Raw genomic sequence first — 24,914 nt, 5'->3', positions numbered from 1 at the left:
TGTCAAATAAACACTTAATATCATTAGATATTTTCTATAAAAGACTATAAAGAGATTATGACCCTCAAAATGTCATAACGTGGAATTTTAGCAATAAAAGGTTGAACTCTTTCAACCTTTTTCTTTTTTAAGCTCTTTCGTTAACTTGAGACATTCCGATTCCACACACGTTCATGAGATACCTGATCCTCATATTATTACTGTTCGTTCGACTGTATGTAGCCGCACAGACCGATCCATTCCCTTTCAGCAGGGCCGATATTACACAGGGACTTTCCAACAACCAGGTAAATAATATCCTGCAGGACAGCAAGGGCTTTATGTGGTTCAGCACCATGTCGGGCCTGAACCGGTATGACGGTTACGAGTTTAAAGTATTTCGTCATGACCTGAGAGATTCCGCTACCATATCCGACGACATCGTGACGAGACTGTCGGAGGGGCCGGGCGGACTGCTGTGGGTGTCCGCAGGCTCGACGCAAAACCTGTATGATCCACGTACCGAGAAGTTTATCCGTAATACGGCGGCCGAGTTGCAACGTTTGCACATCCCTGCCGGCATCATTACTTCGATACTGAAAACTGCGAAAGGGCAATACTGGTTTGTTCATCCCAACGCAGGACTGTACCGGCATAATCCACAGCCAGGCCAAACGCTGGCCGTGCGTCACAAAGGATTCAGCACCATTGCCACTGATACCGTTGCGGCTATAACCGAAGACCAGCGCGGCAACATATGGGTAGCGCATCACAATGGTATCGTGGAGAAACTGCATCCGGGCAATGGTGGCGTGTTACAGCGCTACCATTTCGCGCAGGGTGCAGCCGGTCAGAATTTTGGACTGATGGCCGATGCAGACGGCGACATCTGGCTTTACTGCATCAGCGAAGGCCGCGGCGTGTATTACCTGCAAACCGGTACCGGCAAGGTCACGCATTACGCGCAGGGGCGCGGACTTAATACCGACATTGTGCGCGGTGTGGCGCAGGATAACAAAGGGCAGATCTGGATCGGCACCGATCATGGCGGCGTGAACCTGCTCCACAAAAAAGATCAGCGCGTACAATACCTGCTACACAATGCCTCGAACCCAAAGAGCTTAAGCCAGAACAGCATTACCTCGCTATACCGCGACAGCAGCGGCATTGTATGGATAGGCACCTATAAAAAAGGCATCAGCTATTATCATGAAAATATCGAGAAGTTTCCTTTATATCAACATCAATCCTACCACACCCAAAGCCTGCCATTCGATGATGTAAACCGTTTCGTGGAAGATGCAAAAGGCAACTTATGGATAGGTACCAATGGCGGCGGGTTGATCTACTTTGACCGGGGCAGCGGGCGGTTTACGCAGTACAAACATGATCCGGCCAACCCGTCGAGCATCAGCCATAACGTAATTGTAAGTTTGCTCATAGACCACCAGCAGCGGCTTTGGATAGGCACCTATACGGGTGGACTGGACCGGATGGAGAACGGCCGGTTCGTGCATTACCGGCAGCAACCGGGGGATGCAAACAGCTTGCCGAACAACAACATCTGGGAGTTATTTGAAGACAGCCGGCAGCGCCTGTGGATCGGCACTTTGGGCGGTGGACTGGCCTTGTATCAACCCAAGGAAAACAACTTTACGACCTATCGGCAAAGCCTGGCACAGTCGAATTACATTGCGGCCATTATCGAGGACCGAGACGGGCGACTGGTATTAGGTACAGCAAACGGCATCGCTATATTTGATCCTTCCGGGGGCAGATACGATTCACTATCTGTAAGGAACGGCGCGTTAAGCAACAATAACGTCATATGCCTGTACGAAGATGCGCAACGCCGTATATGGGCCGGTACGCGGGAGGGATTGAACCTATATGACCCCGCCACGCGCGACATCCGCACATTCCGTAAAGAAGATGGATTGCCGGAGAACACCGTATTAAACATCCTGCAAGATAACCAGGGACAGTTATGGATGAGTACTACCAGCGGCCTTACCCGGGTGGATACTAAACAATTCCGGTTCAAGAATTACGACGAGGCAGACGGCCTGCAGGGCAAAGAGTTTAATGAGAATGCAGCATTGAAGACCCGTAAAGGTGAGCTGCTTTTCGGTGGGGCCAATGGTTTCAATTTGTTTTACCCTGATGCGATTACCGCTACGGGATATGCACCGCCGTTAGTGTTTACGGGGATCGAGATATTCAATCGCCAGCTTACTGCCGGTGAAAAACTGAACGGCCGCGTGATACTGGAACAGGCCATCACCCAACTGCCTGCGCTCAAACTAAAACACCGCGAGAACGTGTTTTCCGTATCGTTTGCGGCGCTGAACTATTTCCACCCGGAGAAGAACCGTTACATGTATAAGATGGAGGGGTTTGATAAAGACTGGGTGCCTGCAGGAACTAACCGTAAAGCCACCTACACCAACCTCGATCCGGGTACATATACCTTTCGCGTGAAAGCCGTGAACAGCGATGGAGAGTGGCAGGGGCAGGAACAAAGCCTGCGTATTACCGTGCAGCCCCCCTTCTGGCGTTCGCCCCTCGCCTTTTGCCTGTACGCGCTGCTGATCGCCGGCGCCCTGTGGCTCGCCCGTCGTATATTACTCGACCGGGAACGGATGCGTTTCCGCATTACCCAGGAACGGCAGGAAGCACAGCGTATGCATGAACTGGACGCCCTGAAAATCCGCTTCTTCACCAACATCAGCCACGAGTTTCGTACGCCACTCAGCCTGATACTTGCGCCATTGGAAAAGTTGCAAAAGCAGAACGATGATGAACAATCTCAGAAACAGCTTACCCTCATACAACGCAACGCCCGCAGACTATTAAACCTCGTAAACCAGCTGCTCGACTTCCGCAAACTGGAGATGCAGGAACTGAAACTGCACACGGCAGAAGGCGATATGGTACGTTTCGTGCGTGAGCTCACCCAATCCTTTTCCGACCTGTCGGAGAAGAAACACATCCGCCTGCACTTCGAGAGCAATGTGAGCGAGCTGCCCATGCCCTACGATGCCGATAAAGTGGAGAAGATCATCTTCAACCTACTCTCCAACGCCTTTAAGTTTACACCAGATAACGGCCGCATTACCGTCAGCGTACAACGCCTGCCCGAAGCCTGCCAGATCAGTGTGAAAGATACCGGAATCGGCATCCCCTTAGAACAGCAACAACGCATTTTCGACCGCTTCTTCCAGCATGAATTGCCCGGCGACCTGCTGAACCAGGGCAGCGGTATCGGTCTGAGTATCACCAGCGAGTTCGTCAAACTCCACAGCGGCACTATATCGGTGGATAGCGCCCCGGAATCCGGCAGCTGTTTCACCATCCTGTTCCCGCTCGGTGATGCTCATTTACCCGCCGTTACAGCACCCCAAAGCGAAGTAATGGCCACCGGCATTCCCGAGCCAGCCCCTGTGGCAGTGCGCACCGGCAAAAAGCCTGCACTCCTGTTAGTGGAAGACAATGAAGACTTCCGCTTTTACCTGAAAGACAATCTGCGCCTCTACTTCCACATTACCGAAGCACCAAACGGCCGCGTAGCCTGGGACCTGCTGCAACAGCAACTCCCCGACCTCATCGTGAGCGACGTTGCCATGCCCGGCATGGACGGCCTCGAGTTTTGCCGCAAAGTGCGCCGCAACCACGACACTGCCCATATCCCGATCGTACTGCTTACCGCACGCGCCGCCGAAGCCGACCAGGTAGAAGCCCTGGAATTGGGTGCTACCGACTACATCACCAAACCGTTCAACTTCGGTATGCTGCTGTCGCGGTTGCGGAACATCATCGCCCAGCAAGCCTCCCTGCGGGACACCTATCGTAAGAAACTGGAGGTGAACCCCTCCCAGCCCGAGATAACGCCTGCGGACGAGCAGCTGATGGCCAAAGCCACCGCCATCGTAGAACAGCACATCGGCAACCCCGACTTCTCTGTAGAAGACCTCAGCAAAGCCCTGTTCATGAGCCGCGTGACCGCTTACAAAAAGATACTGGCCCTTACCGGTAAAACCCCACTTGAGTTCATCCGTCTTATTCGGCTGAAACGCGCCGCCGGTCTGCTCGAAAAGAGTCAGCTAACCGTGGCGGAAGTGGCTTATGAAGTAGGATTCAACAATCCGAAGTACTTCGCGAGGTATTTTAAGAATGAGTTTAAGGTATTGCCTTCCGCTTATGCAGCGAAGTTTAAGGGATAAAAAGGTAAGGGAGCCCCGCACTCCCCTACCAATACGGTAAGCCAGCCAGATTTTTCTAACCAATATGTCAAAGAACTGCACCGCCAGTGCATGGTACATCCGTCCTTTCGACGGTTGTAATCGCACGCACCGGGCACTGTTGACCGGTGATTGCGGGCAGTGCAAAGGTGAGGGAATTGTGGTGATGGGAAGGTAGGGGCGAGTGAGTTTGAGGTAGGGACAACGTGACATTTTTGGAGTGAGAATTCGTGTGGTGGAGGGTTTGAACGATGCAGAGACAGCCATCATTTATGGCTGTAAAAAGCGTTAGTTTCGACGGATGATTATTAAGACGTAGATAGCTGAAGCAATAAAGAGGATGCTTAATACAATGATCTCCACCATTACGGTTTCATCCGGAAACAAAACTGTATCATTTCCGGGCAGGTAAATCACCGGAATATTTTCACCTACATGGTGTTGATCACAGTATCCGACTTGCCACCCGACCTGATCTATTTCTCCAAGACGGAATACAAGTAACCTATCGTGATTGTGAACGGAAATCTCACCTGGTGCCAGCAATATAGAACCAATCACCTCATAATCTCTGAGAAGAGCGCTTATTGTCATCAACACACACCCTGGAATAACGAAGAAAAGTAGCCAACGAGGTCCGTCTATAAACACGCCAGCTATAGCCGCCACGAAAAGTATCACAGCGAAAAGCGTTAGCAGCTTCATTGCGCGGGTAACACGGGGCCTGATGAGGGTGAGCCTAACTACTAAACAATAAGTGTCATCAACATAATCCGCTACAATAAATTACCGCTCGGGTCAAAAGTGTATTTATTACACTTGGCGGATTAAATCCTCAAGTTAATCCATCAACCTCATCTTTCCCATATTGACTATCCGGACAAAGGGGTTCGGATGGTTCAGTGATGGTTCAGTGATGGTCCAGTGATGGTTCCGTGCACTGGAAAAACCCTCAATTTCTTCCAGAAATAGGCTTACACCCGGGTTAGATAATCCGGACGAAAATTTACACCACCCACCTTTCATTAACAAATCCACCCCCTCCGGGCAACTTTTCTCCCCCTCCCGGTTAACAAATCGCACCCCAATCGAAAACATACCCATACCACTGCCTATGCACCACCACGCTACATTTGCCATACACGTATCACAATTCCACCGCGTATGAAAATCAGTATGACAGGGCTCCTGGTACTTATCGTTCTATTCTCCTTTCGCACGCAGCCCGGGAAGGTCGAAAAACTTCCCGACGGGCTGCTTATTCAACTTGCGTCCCCCACTTCCGGAGGTGCCCGGCAGGTAAAACTGCAGGTGGTATCCGACAAGATCATTCACGTAACGGCTAGTGCGGGCGATACTTTTTCCCAAACGCCCAGTTTAATGGTGGTTACCACGGGTGTACCGGGGGTAAAATGGGAAAGTACGGAAGATGCCGACAAGGTGACGCTCAAGACGGCGTCGCTCACGGCTTCGGTGCAGCTGAGCAGCGGTGAGGTGACGTTCCGCGACGCGGACGGAAAACTTATCCTCCAGGAAAAGGCCGGCGGGGGTAAAAGTTTCCGTGCTGCTGCTTCAAAGGGACTATACGCGATAAAGCAGACGTTCGAATCGCCCGAAGATGAGGCTTTTTACGGCCTTGGTCAACCGCAAACGGGGCTGATGAATTACAAGGATAAAGACGTAGACCTCACACAGTATAACGCTATCGCGGCGGTGCCCTTCCTGGTATCCAGCCGTAACTATGGTATTTTATGGGACAATTATGCGATCACGCGTTTTGGAGACGACCGCAAACCGAGGGCTATCGGGGAACTGGGCGACGTGGAAGCGACTTATTCGGTGGCGGGTAAGGTGCATACGGCGCGGCAGGAACAGGATATTGCCTATACCTACATCGAGTCACTGCAAGGATTACCCAAAGGATTTCCGCTGGCAAAGGGTAAGGTGGTATGGGAGGGGAAGCTTACACCAGCGGAAAATGGCCTGTACAAGTTCTACACCACCGCTTCTGGGTACATAAAGATCTGGGTGGATGGACAGCTTCGGCTGGACCGCTGGCGCGAAAGCTGGAACCCCGGGCCGAGCATCATCGAAGCACAAACACCACATCAACTTAAAATAGAATGGATACCGGAGTCGGACCAGTCTTTCTTTTCGATCAACTGGCTGGGGCCTTCGGCAGAGCTGAAAGATAAAATGAGCCTGAGTTCGGAGGCGGCCGAAAAGATCGATTACTACTTTGTTCACGGGCAAAACCTGGATGAGGTGATTGGCGGATACCGCACGCTTACGGGTAAGGCTTCTCTACTGCCTAACTGGGCGCTGGGCTTCTGGCAGAGCCGGGAGCGGTATAAAACGCAGGACGAGATCCTGCAAACGGTGAAAACGTTCCGGGAAAAAAAGATCCCGCTGGATAATATCGTGCTGGACTGGTCGTACTGGAAAGAAGACGCCTGGGGCAGTCAGCAGTTCGACGAACATCGTTTCCCGGACGCGAAGGGTATGATCGGCGAATTGCATCAAAAGTATCACACACATTTTATGATATCGGTATGGCCGAAGTTTTACGAAGGTATTCCGAACTACAAGCTGTTCGACGAAAAGGGCTGGCTGTACAAACAAAATATTGCAGATAAACAGCGCGACTGGATCGGTAAGGGATATGTATCTACGTTCTACGACGCATTCCATCCCGGAGCGCGCAAACTCTTCTGGCAACTGATGGACCAGCACCTGTTCAGCAAAGGCGTAGACGCCTGGTGGCTGGACGCTTCCGAGCCGGACATCTATTCCAATTCGAGCATCCAACACCGCAAAACGCTGATGGGGCCTACGGCTTTAGGTCCTGCTGAACAATACTTTAACGGGTACACGCTGATGAATGCCAAAGGTGTATACGAGGGGCAACGTGCGACGAACAATGATCAACGCGTGTTCATCCTTACCCGCACGGCCTTCCCGGGACTGCAACGTTACGGTGCAGCCAGCTGGAGTGGCGACATTGCTGCGCGCTTCGACGAAATGGAAAGGCAGATACCGGCAGGGCTGAATATGTCTTTATCCGGCCTGCCTTATTGGACGACCGATATTGGTGGCTTCTTCGTGGAAAATAAATACGACCAGCCCGCGCCAAAGGGCGAGGCGTTAACCGAATGGCGAGAGCTGAATACCCGTTGGTTCCAGTATGGTGCGTTTTGCCCGCTGTTCCGCTCTCACGGGCAGTTTCCGTATCGTGAAGTGTTTAACATCGCTCCGGAAGGCAGCGAAGAATATAAATCGATGGTGTACTATAACCGGCTCCGTTACCGGCTGATGCCTTATATCTACTCACTGGCGGGCCACACGCATCATAAGGATTACACCATGATGCGGGCGCTGGTTATGGACTTTCCGCAGGATACGGCTGTGCGCAGCATCGGCGACCAGTTTATGTTTGGGCCTTCTTTGCTGGTAAACCCGGTATATAATTATAAAGCACGCCAGCGCCGCCTGTACCTCCCCGCGGGCAGTAACTGGTACGACTTCTACTCCGGCAAACACTTAACAGGCGGGCAATCGATCAATGCCGACGCGCCATTAGGCCGCCTGCCGCTGTATGTACGCGATGGCAGCATTATACCTGCCGGCCCGGCCATACAATACACGGGTGAGAAACGGGCAGATACACTTACGCTGTTCGTTTACGGCGGCCGCGACGCCTCGTTCGAGCTGTACGAAGATGAAGGCGTGAATTACCAGTATGAAAAAGGACAGTTCAGCAGCATTCCCTTCCGGTATAATGAGGCGGACAAAGTACTGCAGATCGGTGACAGGACAGGCAGCTTCCCCGGCATGGGCATCAACCGCCTGTTCCGCGTTGTGTACATACACCCCAAACAGGCCAAAGGCTTCGATCCGGAAATGACAACAAGTATCAACATAAAATATAACGGGAAGGCGCAGACGCAGCGCCTGTGACCACGATAACTATTAAAACTACGTAAGAGCAACGCACACCGCCCGTTCCCCGACAGCATGGATATAAGACTCAAAAGCACGAGGCGGCATCCATCTTCTAAATTCTCTTGTTATGAAAAACGTGTACAAACTCCACGGAGCCTTACTGCTCCTATTCCTCCTGTTCGCCACCACGGCAGGCGCTACCCGGCGCGACAGGCAACCGCTGAAAGGCAAGGTGCTTTCGGCTAATGACAACTCACCGCTGCCAGGTGTAAACGTAATGGTGAAAGCCACGCGTACAGGCGCTGTAAGCGGCGCTGACGGCACCTTCCAGGTAATGGTGGAAGCCTCCGATTCGCTGGAAGTAACGCTCATCGGTTATGTAAAACAGACAATCGCCGTAAACGGCCGCACTACACTCACCATCCAGCTGGAAGAAACAACCACTGGCCTGGATGAGGTAGTGGTAGTAGGTTACGGTGCAGAAAAACGTAAACTCAACACCGGCGCTATTGGCCACGTAGCGGGCGAAAACCTGCAGGAAACGCATACGCTGCGCGTAGACCAGGCATTACAGGGTCAAACACCCGGCGTGCAGATCACCACGAACTCCGCCCAACCCGGCGAAGCCATGAAGGTGCGCATCCGTGGTACGGGTACCGTGGGTAATTCGGATCCATTGTACATCGTAGACGGCGTACCTACCGGCGACATCAGCTACCTGAACGCCTCCGACATTGCTTCGATGGACGTGTTGAAGGATGCCGCTTCTGCCGCGATTTACGGATCACGTGCGGCGAATGGGGTGATCCTCATCACGACCAAGAAAGGCCGCAAAGGCGATATGAGCATTGCGTATGACGGCTTCTATGGCGTGCAGAACCCCGCCCGCAAGCTGCCGTTGCTGAACGCGAAAGAATATGCGATCATCATGAACGAAGCGGCGATCAACTCGGGCAGGCCGCCGTACTTTACGTTGGGCGAGATAGAACGCCTGGGCAAGGGCACGGACTGGCAGGAAGAGATGTATAACAAGAATGCGCCGATGCAAAGTCACACGCTCACAGTATCCGGCGGCTCTGAGAAATCGCTGTACTCGACGTCCATCGGTTATATGAAACAGGCCGGTGTGATCGGTTTTAAAGGTCAATCGGAATACGAGCGCGTGAACATTCGCCTGAGTACCGAACATAAACTCTATAAGGATGTGCTGCGTTTCGGGCAGAACTTCACCTATACGATGTCGAACAAAAAAGGCGTGGGTGTTGGTAACATTTACAGCAACACCTTACGTTCAGTTATCAACGTAAGCCCGCTTTTCCCCGTGTATGATTCTACCGGCGAGTTTGCTAAATCGAACTTCAACCCCGATGAAACCAACCCCGTAGCGCTGATGTTTTACTCCTATAACAACAGGACAAAATCTGATCGCTTCCTCGGCAACGCTTACCTGGAACTGGAGCCCATCCCGGGTTTGAAACTGCGCAGCGACTTTGGACTGGATGCGAACTTTGTGTCGGGCAATGCTTTTTACCCCGCTTATAACCTGTCGACCAACGTAGTAAACAACCTTTCCCGCGCGGCGCAGGATATGGGCAGATACGCTACCTGGAACTGGGATAACACTATTTCCTACCAGCGTTCCTTCGGTAAACATGCGCTGACATTACTGGCGGGCATGACTGCCAACGAATTTAACGGATTCAACATGAGTGGTTCGAAAGAAGACCTGCTGATGCTGGACTTTGACCATGCGATCATCGACAATGGCACGAACGAGGAAACCCGCAAAGTGAACGGCAGTCGTAGCGAAAGCGCACTGGTATCTTACTTCGGCCGCGTGGGTTATAACTATGCGGAGAAGTATATGATCACGGGTATATTCCGGGCAGATGGGTCGACCAAATTCGGCGTGAACAATCGTTTCGGGTACTTCCCTTCAGTTTCTGCGGGATGGGTGGCCAGTAACGAAACGTTCATGCAGGCGCCCTGGCTCAGCTTCCTGAAGATCCGCGCGGGATGGGGACAGAACGGTAATCAGCCCACAGACGATTTCCTGTACCTGGCGACCATCACTTCTACCAATAAAGACTACTACTTTGGCGATGGTGATGTGAAATTCGTAGGCTCTTCGCCCGACCGCGTGGCCAATCCAAACCTGAAATGGGAAACCTCCGAGCAATCGAACATTGGCCTGGATGCACAGTTGTTCGGCGATTTCAGTCTGACGGCAGACTGGTACCGCAAAACCACCAAAGACTGGCTGATCGCGCCGCCTGTGCCCGCACTCGCGGGTGCCAATCCGCCCATGATCAACGGTGGCAGCGTGCGTAACGAAGGGGTGGAAATCAGTCTTGGCTATAACCACACATTCGGCGACGTAGCGCTGAAAATCAATCCTAATGTGACTTTCAATAAGAACACCGTGATCGATATTCCTAACCTGGAAAAAATCATCCAGGGTGAAGCGGGTATTAATTTCGTTGGGGCAGATGAATTTTACCGTGCGCAGCAAGGCTTCCCGATGGGTTACTTCTACGGGTTGAAAACAGCGGGCATTTTCCAGAACACGAATGAAGTAAATAGTTATGTAGACAAGGGAGGGAAAAGGATTCAGCCGGATGCGGTGCCTGGCGACGTACGTTTCGTTGACCGCAACGGCGACGGTGTGATCGATGCGAACGACAAGACCATCATCGGCAATCCTAATCCGGACGTGAGTTACGGCATGAACCTGAGCGTAGGTTACAAGGGATTGGAACTGTCTGTTTACGTGTATGGGGTTGCAGGCAACCAGGTGTATGACGGCATCCGTGATTTCTCGCGGCCCATCAGCAATTACACCACCGACATTCTCGGCCGCTGGACCGGCGAAGGCACCTCTAACCGCCTGCCGCGCATGACCATTGCCGACGAAAAGAACCTGAACTACAACCGCGCCTCCGACCTGTTCGTGCACGACGCTTCCTTCCTGCGCCTGCGCAGCATCAACCTGGGTTACGACCTGAAGCAAAGCCTGTTGAAGAACGCGCCGTTACAGCAATGCCGCATCTACATCTCCGGAGGAAACCTGCTGACGTTTACCAAATACAGGGGCATGGACCCGGAAGTAGGTTATGGCCCTACGGGTTGGGCTTCCGGTATCGACATCGGCACCTATCCGCAACCTAAAACCCTGATGGCAGGCCTCAATGTTAAATTCTAAACATCGTTTGTATGAAAAAGATATTCATTTCCCTGCTGGTAACCGTAATTGCCGCCTCGTGCAGCAAGAGTTTCCTGGAACGGGACCCGATCAACAAAAGAACTACCGAAAGCTTTTATAAAACACCAAAAGACGCGCTGGAAGCCTTAAGCGCCGTGTATGACGTACTGCAACTCGGTGGCTTCGACAACATTCACCTCATCTCCGAAATCGCCAGCGACAACTGTTTTGGCGGCGGCGGTGAGTCGGACATGTCGTGGAAACGGTGGGATCGATTCGAAAACGACATCAACACCAATGATGGCCCGTGGACGAAATACTACCAGGGCATTTACCGTGCAAACGTGCTGCTGGCCAATATCGGCAACGTAGACTGGGGCACCGACAGCGCCAACAAAGTGCGCTATACAGCCGAAGCCCGCTTCCTGCGTGCGTACTTTTACTTTGACCTGGTACGTATGTTCGGTAACATTCCGCTGGTGACCAAACCGCTGGACCCTACCGAATACTATCAGCCACAGGCCAAACCAGAAGAAGTATACAAATTCATTGCAGAAGACCTCGAGTACACCATCGCTAACCTGCCCGCTACCGCCTACAGCGCTATCCCCAAAGCCGATTACGGCCGCGTGACCCGCTGGGCAGCGCAGGCTTTACTGGCGCGCGTGTACCTCTATTATACCGGCTACTATACCCAAAACGACCTCGCGGGCGTAACGACCAAAGCCGAAGTGAGAGGCTATCTGCAGGAACTGATCAATACCAGCGGTTATGGCATTATTGATTCGTTCCCCTTACTATGGCAGTCAGCCGGTGCAAACTTCGTAAAAGAGGATAACAAAGAAACCGTATTCGCCATCAAGTTCACCCATCTTGGTTTGAAAGACTGGAACAAGAACGACGGCAACCGCATGATGGTGATGATCGGCATTCGTAACAAAGTAGTGGCGCCCTATTACAAAGGCTGGGGTGCGGCGACGGTGAATCCGAAACTGTATGCCGCCTATGAAACCGGCGATACCCGGAGGACAGGCAGCATCATCTCTATTAATGACGAAAACCTCTCCTACCCCGAAACCTTCCCGCAGTACACCACCTACTTCTGGAAGAAATACATGCCCATGAACGACCTGAAGCCCGAAGATGTGGGCGGCGATTTCCAGATCGATAACTTTTATGATTACGTCGTGATCCGTTATGCAGATGTGTTGCTCATGGCCGCAGAACTCGAACTCGACGGCGATCTCACGAAAGCGCAAACCTATTACAACACCGTGCGCGACCGTGCCTTCCGCAATATCACACATCGCAAACCGCTCACCAACGACGCCGCAGGCAAAGCGCTGATCATGCAGGAAAGGCGGCTGGAATTGGCGCTGGAAGGCCTTCGTTACTGGGACCTGTTACGCCAGGGCGTGACCGTGGCCAAGCAGGCGATTGACAATCCGAGCAGCGATGCACAGTTTAAAGTAGACTTCCGTGCCGAGACCAAAGGCCTGCTACAGATACCACAAAAGCAGATCAACCTGAGTAACGGCACCTTAAAACAAAACGACGGCTGGAGCCTGTAACCACAAAAACTACGATCATGAAACACATTCGTTTAATATACGCACTCTGCCTGCTCACCGCCTGCGACCCGCGCGAAGACCGCGACAGTCTGCCTGCACCCGTAGAGCGCCCGGACCTGAAATTCTCTGTTACACAACAGGCAGGCTACGACAATAAAGTCATGCTCGACAACCAAACGCCTGGCACCATCGCCTATTGGGATTATGGCATTGGCATTTCCAACAAACAAAAGGACACCATCATCCTTCCTTTTGCAGGCACCTACAACATTAAGTTCTATGCTTACAGTCAGGGTGGCCCCGTGAAAGACTCCGCCAATGTAACCGTTACAAAAAACGACGCCAATTACTTCAGCAACGCCATGTGGAACCAGCTGACCAACGGCGTTACCGGTAAAACCTGGGTATGGGCGGTAGACGAGCCTAACGGCGCCTGCTACGGTAATGGTTCCGGTGCCGCCCTCACCCCCGAATGGTGGCGTGTCGGCGTGCCCGACCTTACCAGCTGGGGCGTGATCAACGACGAAATGACCTTCGACCTGAATGGTGCCGCCAACTTCTCTAAGATCAGCAAAGGCAAAACCGAGAAAGGCTTTTTCGCTTTAGACACGACCAATAAAACCATCAAGATTACCGGCAGCGACATCAGCAACGGCAAAAACATTAGCTACACCATCGCGAAGATCAATAACAATGAACTCACCCTGGTGGAACAAGGCGATGGCTGGCGTAACCTCTGGCTGTTCAAACGTAAAGGCTTTACGTATTAACCTGGCACACACAGTTTTCATACGCACAAGGGAACGATTGCTTGTTGATCTCCCCATCCCCCGCGACGCTGCGGGGGATTTCTTTTTCTGAATATAAAACCGTTAGAACTTGTATATTAATCACTTATCAGGTAAAATAATTTACGTTTTTGTAAATAGAAGAGGAAATTGTAACTTTGAATGGGCAGCTAAATGAGACTGAATGAAAGTAAAACATCTAGTCACAAACGAGTTGATCGAAGCAGTAGTAGAACGAGTGACCTCCATTGATTTTAAGTTAATCCTCAAAGAAAAAACAAGGTTCAAATGGTTCAACTGGAATAGTTACAAACAGCATGAGGTTTATAAATTAAGAGCAGAAGAAAACAACAAAATTTTAGGCCTCATGGCTATTGTTGATCATATAGATCCTGGCATCGATGCAATCGAAATTGAATTATTGGAAGTGAGTTTTGAAAATACCGGCGCTAATAAAGAGGTGGACGATATTGCAGGTTGCCTTATTGCTTATGCATGCCGGGAGAGCTTTAAAGAGGGCATGAAGGATGGGTATTTTTAGTGCCTAAAACAGAATTAATACAACATTATAGCAGTAAATATGACCTTGAGTATCACCCCGGTGCCGGACCCAAAGGCGTTGGTATAATGGTGGCTTCGGGATTAGTATCACAAGCGATCATAAGAAAGTACATTGGATTGTAAACCAAGAAGTAAAGTGGAGTGACGAACAAACACCTAAAACATCCGATTATGAAATCTTATAAGGCGATAACAAAAACATACAAACCTGAAGAAATTGCAGCGTCCTTTGTTTTTCCTGTAGAAAAACAGAAAAAAGAGGAGGCGCTGTCTACCTTCCGTCATGTCAGGAAAAAAGCCGAAGCCCGTAAAACCCTCGATGAGAAGATCGTCGCCAATTTATTACAACTCAAATTCCTGATCGAAGACTATATTGGGTCAAAACCATTTAATAAAAAAAAACACTTCGGCTACTTCCTTAAAGAATACATTACCCGTATAGAAACAAAGAATAAGGACTTTGCCGAGCAAATCGGCATTGACCCATCTGAACTTAGTGCGGTGATCAACAAACACAGGGAACCTACCGATAAGCTGATCATCAGGCTTGAGCTGCATTCGAACAAAAACTTTCCGGCTATCCTATGGCTCAGGTTAGTGGCTAAAGAAAAAGAGTACGAAATCATGCACAACAAGTCATTAAGAAGCAGAGAAGTTGGCTATGTTAAAGAGAAACTTCCCTTTTCCTTTTGACAGGTAAACTTATCAGGTTTCCGTAGGCGCTGCTCCCCTCCGTACAACTACTGATTTTCAAAACCCGGCTCTCCTACTGCTTCCCTGCCCGTTAACGCCCGCTAATTTTGCGGACAGTTAAACGGAAACTAGCAGATATGACACACACTTTATTCCGCAACAGTTTTTTAGGCTGTTTGCTAACCCTCGTATTGTTAACCGCCTGCCGCGGCGATAAGGACAAAGACCGTCCGGAGCCAGGCAAACCGCCTGTAACCGGCACCGCCCGCCCCATTGGCAACACCACGGGCGCTAAAATAGAAAAACAGATAGGCCCCGAAGGTGGTACGATCGGATCCGGCGAAGGTGATATCGTAGTAACGATACCAGCGGGTGCCCTGGATGCACCGACGACAATTTCGCTGCAGCCGATCGAAAATACGAACGTGGGTGGCGTGGCCAGTGCCTACAGGCTCACCCCACACGGACAAACATTCAAGAAGCCTATCAGCATCACTTTCTCCTACGAAACGATCGAGCTGCTCGTACAGCACGTCTCCACACTCGGCATTGCCTTCCAGGACGATAAGGGTGTGTGGCAATATGTGCCGAAGCCGAACATCAATACGGCGAACAAAACGGTAACGGTCACGAGTACCCACTTTTCCGACTGGACGCTCATGCTGTGGATGTACCTGACGCCTTACTTCGCCGACCTGGAAGTGAATGCCACACAAACGTTCAAGGCGGTGCGGGTGGTGCCTGTCATCGACGAAGACGGGCTGGTGCCCTTAGTGCCACCCGGTGGAACAACGGTGCCTGTAGGCGATGTGTATCCGCTTGAAACAAAGTACATTAAGAGATGGGAGCTGATCGGCAAAGGAACGCTGACGGCAGATGGCGCGCAGGCCGTTTATAAAGCACCAGGAACGGTGCTGCCCGACTTCGACGTGGTAGCGCTTCACCTGAACCTTAAAAGCGCTGCAGTGCAGCTATTATCGAAGATACGGGTGAGCGGCAGTTCTGTTCAGTACCGTATCGACGGGGGCGAATGGCAGATAAGGCCGGCAGAGTTGCTCGGAGGCAATACCAACATGGGTGTCATCCACGCCACTGACATCGGACCTGAGTTTACACTTCAATTCACGAACACGCTGGGCGACCGCACTTATACCGACGACGAGTTTTTCAGCCTGATGGACGAAACCCTCGGTTTCACCTACCGCTCATTCCGGGTAATCGTATGGGAAGGAAGATTTAGCCAGGGCAGCATCAATATCACTTCGCTCAAAGATGCCAACGGCTACCTGTTAGGCACGTTTACCGTGCTGGATGCGGGGAAGTTTCCGAATACGGGTGGGCCGAATAAAAGCACGCATAAGATTGAAGGGAAGTTCAGGGTGAAGCATAAGTAATGTTGAAGTGAGTGACACAACGGCGGCTGACTGGTGAGCCGGATGCTCGTGCCCTAAGGGGCAAAAAAGAGGGAGGCCGGAAAAATCCGGCCTCCGTTAGCATCCACGTCATGCTGAGATCTTATGAAGTAAGATATCCCAGAAAGTTTAATATTGTTGGCTACCAGAAACGTACGTACAGTACGGTCAGGAGCAGTAATGTTACTACGATCAGGGCCAGTGTGGAAGGCGCTACTTTGAACATGGATTTGTCCAGTGCAAACGCTTTCGGATTCACTTTCGGGCCTGCCAGGCTTACTGCCACCATGAGTACCACGGTGAAAAAGAATGCCCAGCCCATACAGATCAGGAAGGGGATCTCATAAATGCCGTCTTTATTGAGATAGGCGGTGTATAAGATCGTTTCGTGACCGAACCACTGTGGTGCATAGTTATTAAATACTACTGAAAGTACAAAACCGGTGATTACACCCACCACTGCGGCGGATCCTGTGGTACGTTTCCAGAACATACCTAGCAGGAACATGGCAAATACACCCGGGCTGATGAAACCGGTATATTTCTGAATGAAGGTAAAACCACCTTCGCCCTTAATGCCCAGGGTGTCGTTCCAGGTGAAGGCGATGGAAATGAGCATGGCGGCTACGATAGCGAGGCGCCCTACCCAAACCAGCTTCTTCTCGTCGGACTCCCGGTTGATGTACTTTTTATAGATATCTAATGTAAAGATCGTTGAAATACTGTTCGCTTTACCAGCCAGGGAGGCTACGATGGCAGCGGTAAGGGCGGCCAGGGATAAACCTTTTAAACCGGAGGGCAGGAAGCTCAGTACAGCAGAATAGGCGTTATCGGGGTTAAATTTACCGCCGGCGGCCATTTCTGCCTGCAAGCTACCATTTTTATACAATACATAAGCCGCAATACCGGGTAACATGACAATTACAGGCATCATCAGCTTCAGCAAACCAGCGAACAGGATACCGTTACGGGCTGTTTTAAGGTCGGCGCCCAGGGCACGCTGCGTAATGTATTGGTTACAACCCCAATAGTTCAGATTCACGATCCACTGTCCGGCGAAATACATGGCGATACCAGGCAGCATGAGATATTTATTAATATCCTCCTGCGACGCCCCTTCACCAGGTTTAGGAACGATCATTTTGAAGTGTTCGGGACTGTCTTTTATCAGCTGGTTAAAGCCGGCGAGGGCACTGCTACCTAAACCGAATTTTTCACTTACCATGGTGAGTGCCAGATATGTGGTGGCCAAACCGCCAATGATCAGTACCACCACCTGGATTACGTCGGTATAACCAATCACCTTCATACCACCCAGGGTGATGATGAGGGCAAAGAAGGCCAGGCCGATCATGATGTAGTGGAAATCTCCATAAGGCCCTACCAGGCTGCTGATAGCGGCGGCACCGAGGTACAGGATGGAAGTGAGGTTTACGAAGATGTACAGGAATAACCAAAACACGGCCATGATGAGTGCTACGCTTTCGTTGTAACGCTCCTTCAGGAACTGTGGCATGGTGAAGATCTTGTTTTTCAGGTACACCGGGATAAACCAAACGGCTACGATAATGAGCGCCACGGCGGCTACCCATTCGTAGGCGGCTACTGCCACACCTACTGTAAAACCGTTACCACTCATGCCAATAAACTGCTCGGCCGAAATGTTAGATGCGATAAGGGAAGCGCCGATCGCCCACCAGGTAAGGGAGCCCTCGGCCAGGAAAAAGTCTTTTGTATCTGTAGTTGCCTTTTTCTTACGACGATAAATCCAGTAACCATAGCCGGCCACGAGGAAAAAGTAAATGACGAAAATGACATAGTCAATGAGCGACAGTCTATCCATAACCTAGAACTTATGTTGATTTTTAGTGGAATGTTAAATCGTTGGAATAGGTTTAGTTTGGTTGATCTCGTGGTTTGTTAACTTGGGAAGCAGCGCATTGTAACACTGCTTCCCAAGTTAACATTATTTAGTTAAGCTTTATTAATTTGATAATAAACTTCGTTCCAGCGCAGTTCATTCTTAAACTGGTACAAGTCGGTTTTAGCGCCGATGTGTACAAACTCGATACCGGCCATGTCTGCAAAGTCCTGCATATGCTCGAACGTGAGGTTCTGGCTGTAACAAGTGTGATGCGCACCACCTGCCAGTATCCATGCGGCCAGCGCGGTATTCATGTCTGGCAAAGGTTTCCAGAGTACGCGGGCCACAGGCAGTTTTGGCAGATCATGTTCTGGCTTTACGGCTTCCACATCGTTTACGAGTAAACGGAAACGGTTACCCATATCAATGATAGATGCGTTGATCGCCGGACCAGCTGCTACGTTAAACACCAGCCTTACCGGGTCGGCTTTGCCGCCGATACCTAACGGATGTACTTCGCAATTGGGTTTACCATCTGCAATGGAAGAACAAATCTCCAGCATGTGCGAACCCAGTACCAGTCGGTTGTTCGGGTCGAAATGGTAAGTATAATCTTCCATGAAGGCATTACCACCTTTAAGGCCGGTACCCATTACTTTCATCGCACGCACCAGCGCAGATGTTTTCCAATCGCCTTCACCAGCAAAGCCGTAGCCGGAAGCCATCAGCCTTTGCGCGGCCAGACCAGGCAACTGCACCATGCCATGCAAGTCTTCGAAAGTATCGGTAAAGCCTTTGAAATTACCGTTTTCGAGGAAGCTGCGTAAACCGATTTCGATACGCGCCGCTTCTTTCAGTGATTCGTATTGCGCGCCGCCTTTACGCAAACCTGCTACTACGTTGTAAGAAGCCTCGTATTCGTCGGTAAGCGCCGCTACTGCCGAATCGGAAGCCGCTTTGATATGTTCTACCACATCGCCTACACCATAAGTATTTACAGAGAACCCAAACTTCAGTTCAGCTTCTACTTTATCACCATCGGTTACGGCTACGAAGCGCATATTGTCGCCGATACGGGCGAAACGGGCGCCTTGCAGATCGGCCCAACCTGCAGCCGCCCTGGCCCAGGTTTCGATGCTGTTCAGCACCGACTCTTCCTGCCAGTGACCTACCACCACTTTACGGTTCATGCGCATACGCGACACCATAAATCCGAACTCACGGTCGCCGTGCGCGCTCTGGTTCAGGTTCATGAAGTCCATGTCAATATCGCCCCAGGGAATATCGCGGTTGAACTGCGTATGCAGGTGCAGCATAGGTTTCTGCAATACTTTTAGGCCGCCAATCCACATTTTAGCGGGGGAGAAAGTGTGCATCCAGGTGATGATGCCGATACAGGATTTGGCCACATTAGCTTCCTGGCAAACCTGGTATATTTCTTCTGTTGATTTAACGACTGGTTTAAACACTACCCGCACCGGCACCTGCCCTGCTTTATCCAGCGAAGTGGCGATGGCCTGTGCATTGGCCGCTACCTGGCGTAATGTTTCTTCTCCATATAAGTGCTGGCTGCCGGTGACGAACCAAACTTCAAATGCTTTCAAATCTGCCATTGTGTTGTGAAATTTATGATATTGATAGTGTTTAAATTATTGTCCGTAATACGAGTCTGGTCCGTGCTTACGTTCGAAGTGTTTGCGGATGAGCGCATCCTTTAAACGTGGCGCCTGCGGATTGATTGTTTCCGTGAGATACGCCATGCGGGAAACTTCTTCCAGCACCGCGGCATTGTACACCGCCTTGTGTGCATCCTTACCCCAGGTGAACGGCGCGTGGTTGCCGACGAGGATCATCTCCACCTCTTCGTAACTCAGCCCTCTTTCCTTAAAGCAATTCAGTATCTGGAAACCGGTTTCGTACTCGTAATTTCCCTTGATCATTTCGTCACTCATGGGCGGTGCGCAGGGCACATCCACCGTTAAGTGATCGGCGTGCGTAGTACCAAAAATCGGCACGTCACGCTGCGCCTGCGCCCAGGCAGTGGCGTAGGTAGAATGCGTATGTACCACGCTGCCGATCTTTGGCCAGTGTTTATACAATACCGCATGTGTCTTTGTGTCCGAGGAAGGGCGCATCTTCCCTTCTACCGTGTTACCGTCGAAGTCTACGATCACCATATCATCGGGCGTGAGCAGCTCGTACGGCACACCGCTCGGCTTAATCGCGAATACTTGTTCCTTATGATCTGCCAGGCTCACGTTGCCGAAAGTAAACAGTACCAGTCCCAGTTTGGGCAGTTGCATGTTGGCTTCGTAGGCTGTTTGTTTTATCTGCTGGTATTTGCTCATGCGTATACTTTTTCGGAAAAGGCGCCCAGCGCCAGGAATTGCTTGTAACGTTTGGCATAGTAGTCCACCTTTTCAGGCTGCGGCTCCCACACCCTCTCATAACCGCCGAACATCGCCTGTTGCGCAGCAGCGGTGTCTTTATAGATACCGGCAGCAACAGCCGCGAACATCGCCGCACCAATGGCGCAAGCCTGCTCGTTGGCTACGATCTTGATCGGACGATTCATCACGTTGGCCAGCACTTGCATCGCGTAGCCCGATTTCTTCGCTACGCCGCCCAGTGCGATTACTTCTTTGATCGGCACGCCTTCTTCTTCGAAACGCTGCGCGATGCTGTGGGCGCCAAAGGCGGTAGCTTCTACCAATCCTTTAAAGAGATGCGCGGCGTCGGTACCAAGGTGTAGGCCGATCATCGCGCTCTTCACGGTATGGTTCGCATCTGGCGTACGGCGGCCGTTAAACCAGTCGAGTACCAGCACGTCATTATCGCGCAGGGGTAGTTTTTCGGCCTCGCCGGATAAATATGCGAGGAGCTTATCTTCGTACTGCTGCATCTTTTCAGCATCCAGGTCGCCATTCATGAGGGCGGCCATCGGCTTGATGATCAGTTTGCGTAACCAGGCGTATACGTCGCCATAAGCGCTCTGACCTGCTTCCATGCCCAGCATGCCCGGAACCACGGAGCCGTCCACCTGGCCGCAAATGCCTTTGATTAACAGGTGACCAGAGGCTTCCATCGGCGCCATGAGGATATCGCAGGTAGAGGTGCCGATGATCTTACACAGCGCATAAGGCTGAATATCCGCACCTACGGCGCCCATGTGCGCATCGAAAGCGCCGGAGCCGATTACTACATCAGCAGGCAGTCCCAGTTTAGCAGCCCATTCGGCACTGATGGTACCTACGGACTCGCTGGCGACTACCGTATCTTTGAACATGGTGGCATATTTAACGAGCAGCGGGTCTATCGCCTCCAGGAAATCTGCCGGGGGCAGTCCGCCCCAGGATTCATGCCACATGGCTTTATGACCGGCCGCGCAACGGCTGCGCACCAGTGTTTTTACATCTTTATTGCCGGTCAGTACCGCTGGGATCCAGTCGCAATGCTCTACCCAGGATATTGCTTTTTCGCGCACCAGTTCATCCACCCGCACTACATGCAGCATTTTAGCCCAATACCATTCGCTGCTGTAAATTCCGCCGCAATATTTGGTATAGTCTTCAAACTTGCCGCTATGCGCGATCGTGTTGATCAGTTCCGCCTCGTCGTTCGCCGTGTGGTCTTTCCAGAGCACGAACATGGCGTTCGGGTTCTCTTCCATCCCGGGCGTAAGGGCCAGTGGCGTACCGGTAGTGTCTACCGCTACGGGGGTAGACCCGGTCGTATCCACAGAAATTCCTTTGATATTGGCTTTCACATCGGCCGGACAATTGGCCAGCGCCTGTTTGATCGCAGCTTCCAGGCTTTCCAGGTAATCCAGCGGATGCTGGCGGTATTGCTGGGTGGACGGGTCGCAGTACAGGCCTTTTTTCCAACGTGGATAATACTGTACGGCAGTGGCGATCGTTTCTCCGTTCTGTGTGCTGGCGACTAATGCCCTCACCGAATCTGTACCAAAATCGACACCTATTACATAAGCACTCTGATTCATAACGCGTTTTATGATGATTGTCAGTTTGACATTTAATAAAAGTAATCAAAAATAAATTGTCGGTGCGACAATTATTATAAAAATAACACTTTTATCAACCTGTAGCCTGCCTTTCCTACAAAAAGGCAGGACAGTACAGGATGGATATTACTTCAGGTTGTGTGGTTTAGCGATAAAGTTGAGGAAAGAGTGGAAATTGGCATTGTACCTTCTTTTGTCCAGTTTGTAATAAAACGCGCCTCTTTTGGAACTTTCCTTTTCCTTGTCTTTTTGTTTGACGAGCAGCTTCAGCGACAGGATCTTGCGGCTGAAATTACGTTTATCGAAATCGGTTTCGTATACGCCCTCGTACAACAGCTGCAGCTGCGGGATGGTAAACTTCTGCGGTAACAGTTCGAACAGGATCGGGTGAATGGCGGCTTTGTAGCGCAGCTTCTCCTTAGCCATAGTAATCATTTCGGTATGATCGAAGATCAGCTCGGGCATTTGCGAAAGTGAGAACCATTCTGCGTGAAACTCATGCCTCAGTTGCTGGCGGTGGTACTGGTTGATGTCCAGCAGCGCAAAGTAAGCGATAGACGCGGTGCGTTCGATAGGATCGCGCGTGGGGCGGCTAAATGCATACAATTGTTCCATATAAATGTCTTCCAGCCCGGTCAGTTGCTTCAACACGCGGGAGGCCGCGTCTTCAAAGCTTTCCTCTGGTTGAACGAAGCCGCCCATCAGGCTCCAGTTTCCCTTCTCTGGCTCAAACCCACGTTTAATGAGTAGTACTTTCAGGTCTTGTCCGTCAAATCCGAAGATGATACAATCGACTGCCACTAACAACCGCTTCTGTTTACCGTAACTGGTCATATTAACGCGAAATTTATCTGATGTTGAAACTTCTGCCGGCGGAGCGTGTTCAGCCCTTAAGCGTATCAAAATAAATTATAAAAACTGGCTAAACCAACTATTTATGCAGGTTTTTTATGAGTGGGAAGAATAGGCAGATACTGGTTAAAATACGGCTGTAGATGATCAAGAATAAGTGTTGGCATCTGCATGGTATTGCGCATATTTCCATACACTTAATTTATCTCCCAATGCTTTTCGCCCGATTACTGCCCGTTTTTTTACTTGCTGCTTCAACGCTTTCTGCACGACAAAAGCCTGCTGACATTCATTTCACGGTGGACGCACAGCGGCCCGGATCAGCTTATTTCCATGTAACGATGATATGTGAGAATACAGGAAAAGATGCGCTGCGGGTGAAGCTACCGGCCTGGACGCCGGGGTATTACTGGCTGATCAACTATGCGAAAAACGTGGTGAACTTCCGGGCGCAATCGGCTGCGGGCAAAGATTTACGTTGGGAAAAGACGAATAAGAATACCTGGAGCATCGCTGGCAAAGGGCCTATCACTATCAGTTACGATGTATATGCGCGTACACAGTCGGTGGCAGATGCCTGGCTCGACAGCACTTTCGCCTACCTCCCACCCGCTTCGTTGCTCATGCACCCGGAAGGCGCGTTATCAAAAGCCTCCACGGTAAAGATGTTGCTCCCCTCCTCCTGGAAAAGCAGCTTTACGGGACTGGAGCCGGTAAAGGGACAATCACATACTTATTACGCGCAAGATTTCGATGAGTTGTACGACTGCCCATTGCTCCTGGGCAACCAATATGCCACGCAAACCGACATCGGCGGCCGCCAGCACCGGCTGGTATTGCAGGACACAGCAGGCATAGACGTGCCCTCGTTTTTCGCCGACCTGCAAAAGATGATACGCTCGGCGAATGAGCTGATGGGCGCCGTACCTTACAAACACTACACCTTCCTGATCATGGGCGACGGCCGTGGTGGCCTCGAACATCGCAACTCGACGGCTGTGTTCTCGGGCGGGCCATACGGACGGCAGAACATGGCGGCTTACAAACGCTGGCTGAATTTCCTGACGCACGAATACTTTCACCTTTACAACATTAAAGCGATCCGCCCGGTGGCGCTGGGTCCTTTCGACTACGACAAGGAAAACCTGACGCATATGTTATGGGTATCGGAAGGATTCACGGTGTACTATGAATATTTGATCCTGAATCGTGCCGGCCTGCTGACGCGGCAGGACGTATACGATATGCTGCGCGGCAGTATCACGAATTACGAGAACAGTCCCGGTCATCTTTTTCAATCTGCCACGGCGTCCAGCTTCGATACCTGGCTGCATTTCTTTAACCGGAACGCACACACGGCAAATACCACGATCTCCTATTACGATAAGGGCTGTGCCCTGGGTTTACTGCTCGACCTGAAGATCCGTCACGAGACGGGCAACCGCCGCTCGCTCGATAATGTAATGCGACAGTTGTACCAGGAGTTTTACATCACCAAACGTCGTGGCTTTACGGACGATGAGTTCCGGCACGTTTGCGAAACCGTAGCAGGCTGCAAGCTTTCGGAGATATTCGAAGTATATGCAACGACTACGGAGCCGGTGGATTATACGAAGTACCTGGCTTACGCCGGCATTAGTGTCGATCTCACACCCGGCAAGCCCTTCCCGCTGGTGTTTGGCAGAAGTGGCCACGAGCGACCGTTTACTTTTAGGGATATGCCGGGGATGGATAGCTTACAGCGGGCGATTAACAGGAGTTGGGTGGTGGATTGACCCATTTTGCGCA

Annotated in this window: 15 protein-coding genes; 9 read left to right on the top strand and 6 right to left on the bottom strand. The window is 51.1% G+C overall.

The genetic code is table 11. From position 1 onward, the window contains the following. The first annotated feature begins 173 nt into the window (after nucleotides 1-173). Nucleotides 174-4,202, top strand: coding sequence for a hybrid sensor histidine kinase/response regulator transcription factor (locus MKQ68_RS07130; protein WP_264282687.1), 4,029 nt, complete (start codon nucleotides 174-176; stop codon nucleotides 4,200-4,202). 306 nt (nucleotides 4,203-4,508) lie between these two features. On the opposite strand, the gene MKQ68_RS07125 is transcribed toward MKQ68_RS07130, so the two are convergent. Then, the gene (locus MKQ68_RS07125) at nucleotides 4,509-4,925 is read right to left on the bottom strand and encodes a hypothetical protein (protein WP_264282686.1); all 417 of its coding nucleotides are present in this window, start codon (nucleotides 4,923-4,925) and stop codon (nucleotides 4,509-4,511) included. 459 nt (nucleotides 4,926-5,384) lie between these two features. Between MKQ68_RS07125 and MKQ68_RS07120 the strand changes: the two genes are divergently transcribed. From MKQ68_RS07120 to MKQ68_RS07090, 7 genes are all read left to right on the top strand, one after another. Beyond that, nucleotides 5,385-8,177 carry a TIM-barrel domain-containing protein gene (locus MKQ68_RS07120; protein WP_264282685.1) on the top strand — a complete coding sequence of 931 codons (2,793 nt, stop codon included), beginning with the start codon at nucleotides 5,385-5,387 and terminating at the stop codon, nucleotides 8,175-8,177. Between the two features lie 112 nt (nucleotides 8,178-8,289). Beyond that, entirely contained in the window at nucleotides 8,290-11,364 is a 3,075-nt protein-coding gene (locus MKQ68_RS07115; RefSeq protein WP_264282684.1) for a SusC/RagA family TonB-linked outer membrane protein, read from the top strand. An 11-nt stretch (nucleotides 11,365-11,375) separates the two neighbouring features. Then, the gene (locus MKQ68_RS07110) at nucleotides 11,376-12,935 is read left to right on the top strand and encodes a RagB/SusD family nutrient uptake outer membrane protein (RefSeq protein ID WP_264282683.1); all 1,560 of its coding nucleotides are present in this window, start codon (nucleotides 11,376-11,378) and stop codon (nucleotides 12,933-12,935) included. A 17-nt stretch (nucleotides 12,936-12,952) separates the two neighbouring features. Next, entirely contained in the window at nucleotides 12,953-13,705 is a 753-nt protein-coding gene (locus MKQ68_RS07105) for a hypothetical protein (RefSeq protein WP_244844337.1), read from the top strand. A gap of 202 nt (nucleotides 13,706-13,907) precedes the next feature. After that, nucleotides 13,908-14,264, top strand: coding sequence for a hypothetical protein (locus tag MKQ68_RS07100; protein ID WP_244844336.1), 357 nt, complete (start codon nucleotides 13,908-13,910; stop codon nucleotides 14,262-14,264). 191 nt (nucleotides 14,265-14,455) lie between these two features. Continuing rightward, the gene (locus MKQ68_RS07095; RefSeq protein WP_264282682.1) at nucleotides 14,456-14,977 is read left to right on the top strand and encodes a hypothetical protein; all 522 of its coding nucleotides are present in this window, start codon (nucleotides 14,456-14,458) and stop codon (nucleotides 14,975-14,977) included. A gap of 137 nt (nucleotides 14,978-15,114) precedes the next feature. Beyond that, entirely contained in the window at nucleotides 15,115-16,371 is a 1,257-nt protein-coding gene (locus MKQ68_RS07090) for a hypothetical protein (RefSeq protein WP_264282681.1), read from the top strand. Between the two features lie 160 nt (nucleotides 16,372-16,531). Here MKQ68_RS07090 and MKQ68_RS07085 read toward each other — a convergent pair whose 3' ends face one another. The 5 genes from MKQ68_RS07085 to MKQ68_RS07065 form a co-directional block, all read right to left on the bottom strand. Beyond that, a complete protein-coding gene (locus MKQ68_RS07085) occupies nucleotides 16,532-18,232 on the bottom strand; it encodes a sodium:solute symporter family transporter (protein WP_264282680.1) in 1,701 nt (566 codons plus the stop codon). A gap of 131 nt (nucleotides 18,233-18,363) precedes the next feature. After that, nucleotides 18,364-19,866, bottom strand: a complete 1,503-nt coding sequence (gene araA, locus MKQ68_RS07080) for an L-arabinose isomerase (protein ID WP_264282679.1) — start codon at nucleotides 19,864-19,866, stop codon at nucleotides 18,364-18,366. Between the two features lie 36 nt (nucleotides 19,867-19,902). Further along, nucleotides 19,903-20,601: an L-ribulose-5-phosphate 4-epimerase gene (locus tag MKQ68_RS07075; RefSeq protein WP_244844332.1), complete on the bottom strand. Its 699-nt coding sequence runs from the start codon at nucleotides 20,599-20,601 to the stop codon at nucleotides 19,903-19,905. Further along, nucleotides 20,598-22,253 carry a ribulokinase gene (locus tag MKQ68_RS07070; protein ID WP_264282678.1) on the bottom strand — a complete coding sequence of 552 codons (1,656 nt, stop codon included), beginning with the start codon at nucleotides 22,251-22,253 and terminating at the stop codon, nucleotides 20,598-20,600. Before MKQ68_RS07070 ends, MKQ68_RS07075 begins: the two co-directional genes overlap by 4 nt. Before the next feature lie 147 nt (nucleotides 22,254-22,400). After that, entirely contained in the window at nucleotides 22,401-23,108 is a 708-nt protein-coding gene (locus tag MKQ68_RS07065) for an NUDIX hydrolase (protein WP_244844330.1), read from the bottom strand. A gap of 230 nt (nucleotides 23,109-23,338) precedes the next feature. On the opposite strand from MKQ68_RS07065, the gene MKQ68_RS07060 reads away from it, so the two are divergent. Further along, on the top strand, nucleotides 23,339-24,901 hold the full coding sequence (locus tag MKQ68_RS07060) for a M61 family metallopeptidase (protein WP_264282677.1): 1,563 nt from the start codon (nucleotides 23,339-23,341) through the stop codon (nucleotides 24,899-24,901). The last annotated feature ends 13 nt before the right edge of the window (nucleotides 24,902-24,914 follow it).

The organism is Chitinophaga horti, assembly GCF_022867795.2.
Taxonomy (GTDB): domain Bacteria; phylum Bacteroidota; class Bacteroidia; order Chitinophagales; family Chitinophagaceae; genus Chitinophaga; species Chitinophaga horti.
Note: the sequence above shows the minus strand (reverse complement) of the source record. Positions and strands in the feature narration are given on the sequence as shown.

Bases quoted from the DNA above. Each gene is read 5' to 3' on its own strand.
- MKQ68_RS07130 (WP_264282687.1), top strand. From the start codon at position 174: ATGAGATACCTGATCCTCATATTATTACTGTTCGTTCGACTGTATGTA.
- MKQ68_RS07125 (WP_264282686.1), bottom strand. From the start codon at position 4,925: ATGAAGCTGCTAACGCTTTTCGCTGTGATACTTTTCGTGGCGGCTATA.
- MKQ68_RS07120 (WP_264282685.1), top strand. From the start codon at position 5,385: ATGAAAATCAGTATGACAGGGCTCCTGGTACTTATCGTTCTATTCTCC.
- MKQ68_RS07115 (WP_264282684.1), top strand. From the start codon at position 8,290: ATGAAAAACGTGTACAAACTCCACGGAGCCTTACTGCTCCTATTCCTC.
- MKQ68_RS07110 (WP_264282683.1), top strand. From the start codon at position 11,376: ATGAAAAAGATATTCATTTCCCTGCTGGTAACCGTAATTGCCGCCTCG.
- MKQ68_RS07105 (WP_244844337.1), top strand. From the start codon at position 12,953: ATGAAACACATTCGTTTAATATACGCACTCTGCCTGCTCACCGCCTGC.
- MKQ68_RS07100 (WP_244844336.1), top strand. From the start codon at position 13,908: ATGAAAGTAAAACATCTAGTCACAAACGAGTTGATCGAAGCAGTAGTA.
- MKQ68_RS07095 (WP_264282682.1), top strand. From the start codon at position 14,456: ATGAAATCTTATAAGGCGATAACAAAAACATACAAACCTGAAGAAATT.
- MKQ68_RS07090 (WP_264282681.1), top strand. From the start codon at position 15,115: ATGACACACACTTTATTCCGCAACAGTTTTTTAGGCTGTTTGCTAACC.
- MKQ68_RS07085 (WP_264282680.1), bottom strand. From the start codon at position 18,232: ATGGATAGACTGTCGCTCATTGACTATGTCATTTTCGTCATTTACTTT.
- araA (WP_264282679.1), bottom strand. From the start codon at position 19,866: ATGGCAGATTTGAAAGCATTTGAAGTTTGGTTCGTCACCGGCAGCCAG.
- MKQ68_RS07075 (WP_244844332.1), bottom strand. From the start codon at position 20,601: ATGAGCAAATACCAGCAGATAAAACAAACAGCCTACGAAGCCAACATG.
- MKQ68_RS07070 (WP_264282678.1), bottom strand. From the start codon at position 22,253: ATGAATCAGAGTGCTTATGTAATAGGTGTCGATTTTGGTACAGATTCG.
- MKQ68_RS07065 (WP_244844330.1), bottom strand. From the start codon at position 23,108: ATGACCAGTTACGGTAAACAGAAGCGGTTGTTAGTGGCAGTCGATTGT.
- MKQ68_RS07060 (WP_264282677.1), top strand. From the start codon at position 23,339: ATGCTTTTCGCCCGATTACTGCCCGTTTTTTTACTTGCTGCTTCAACG.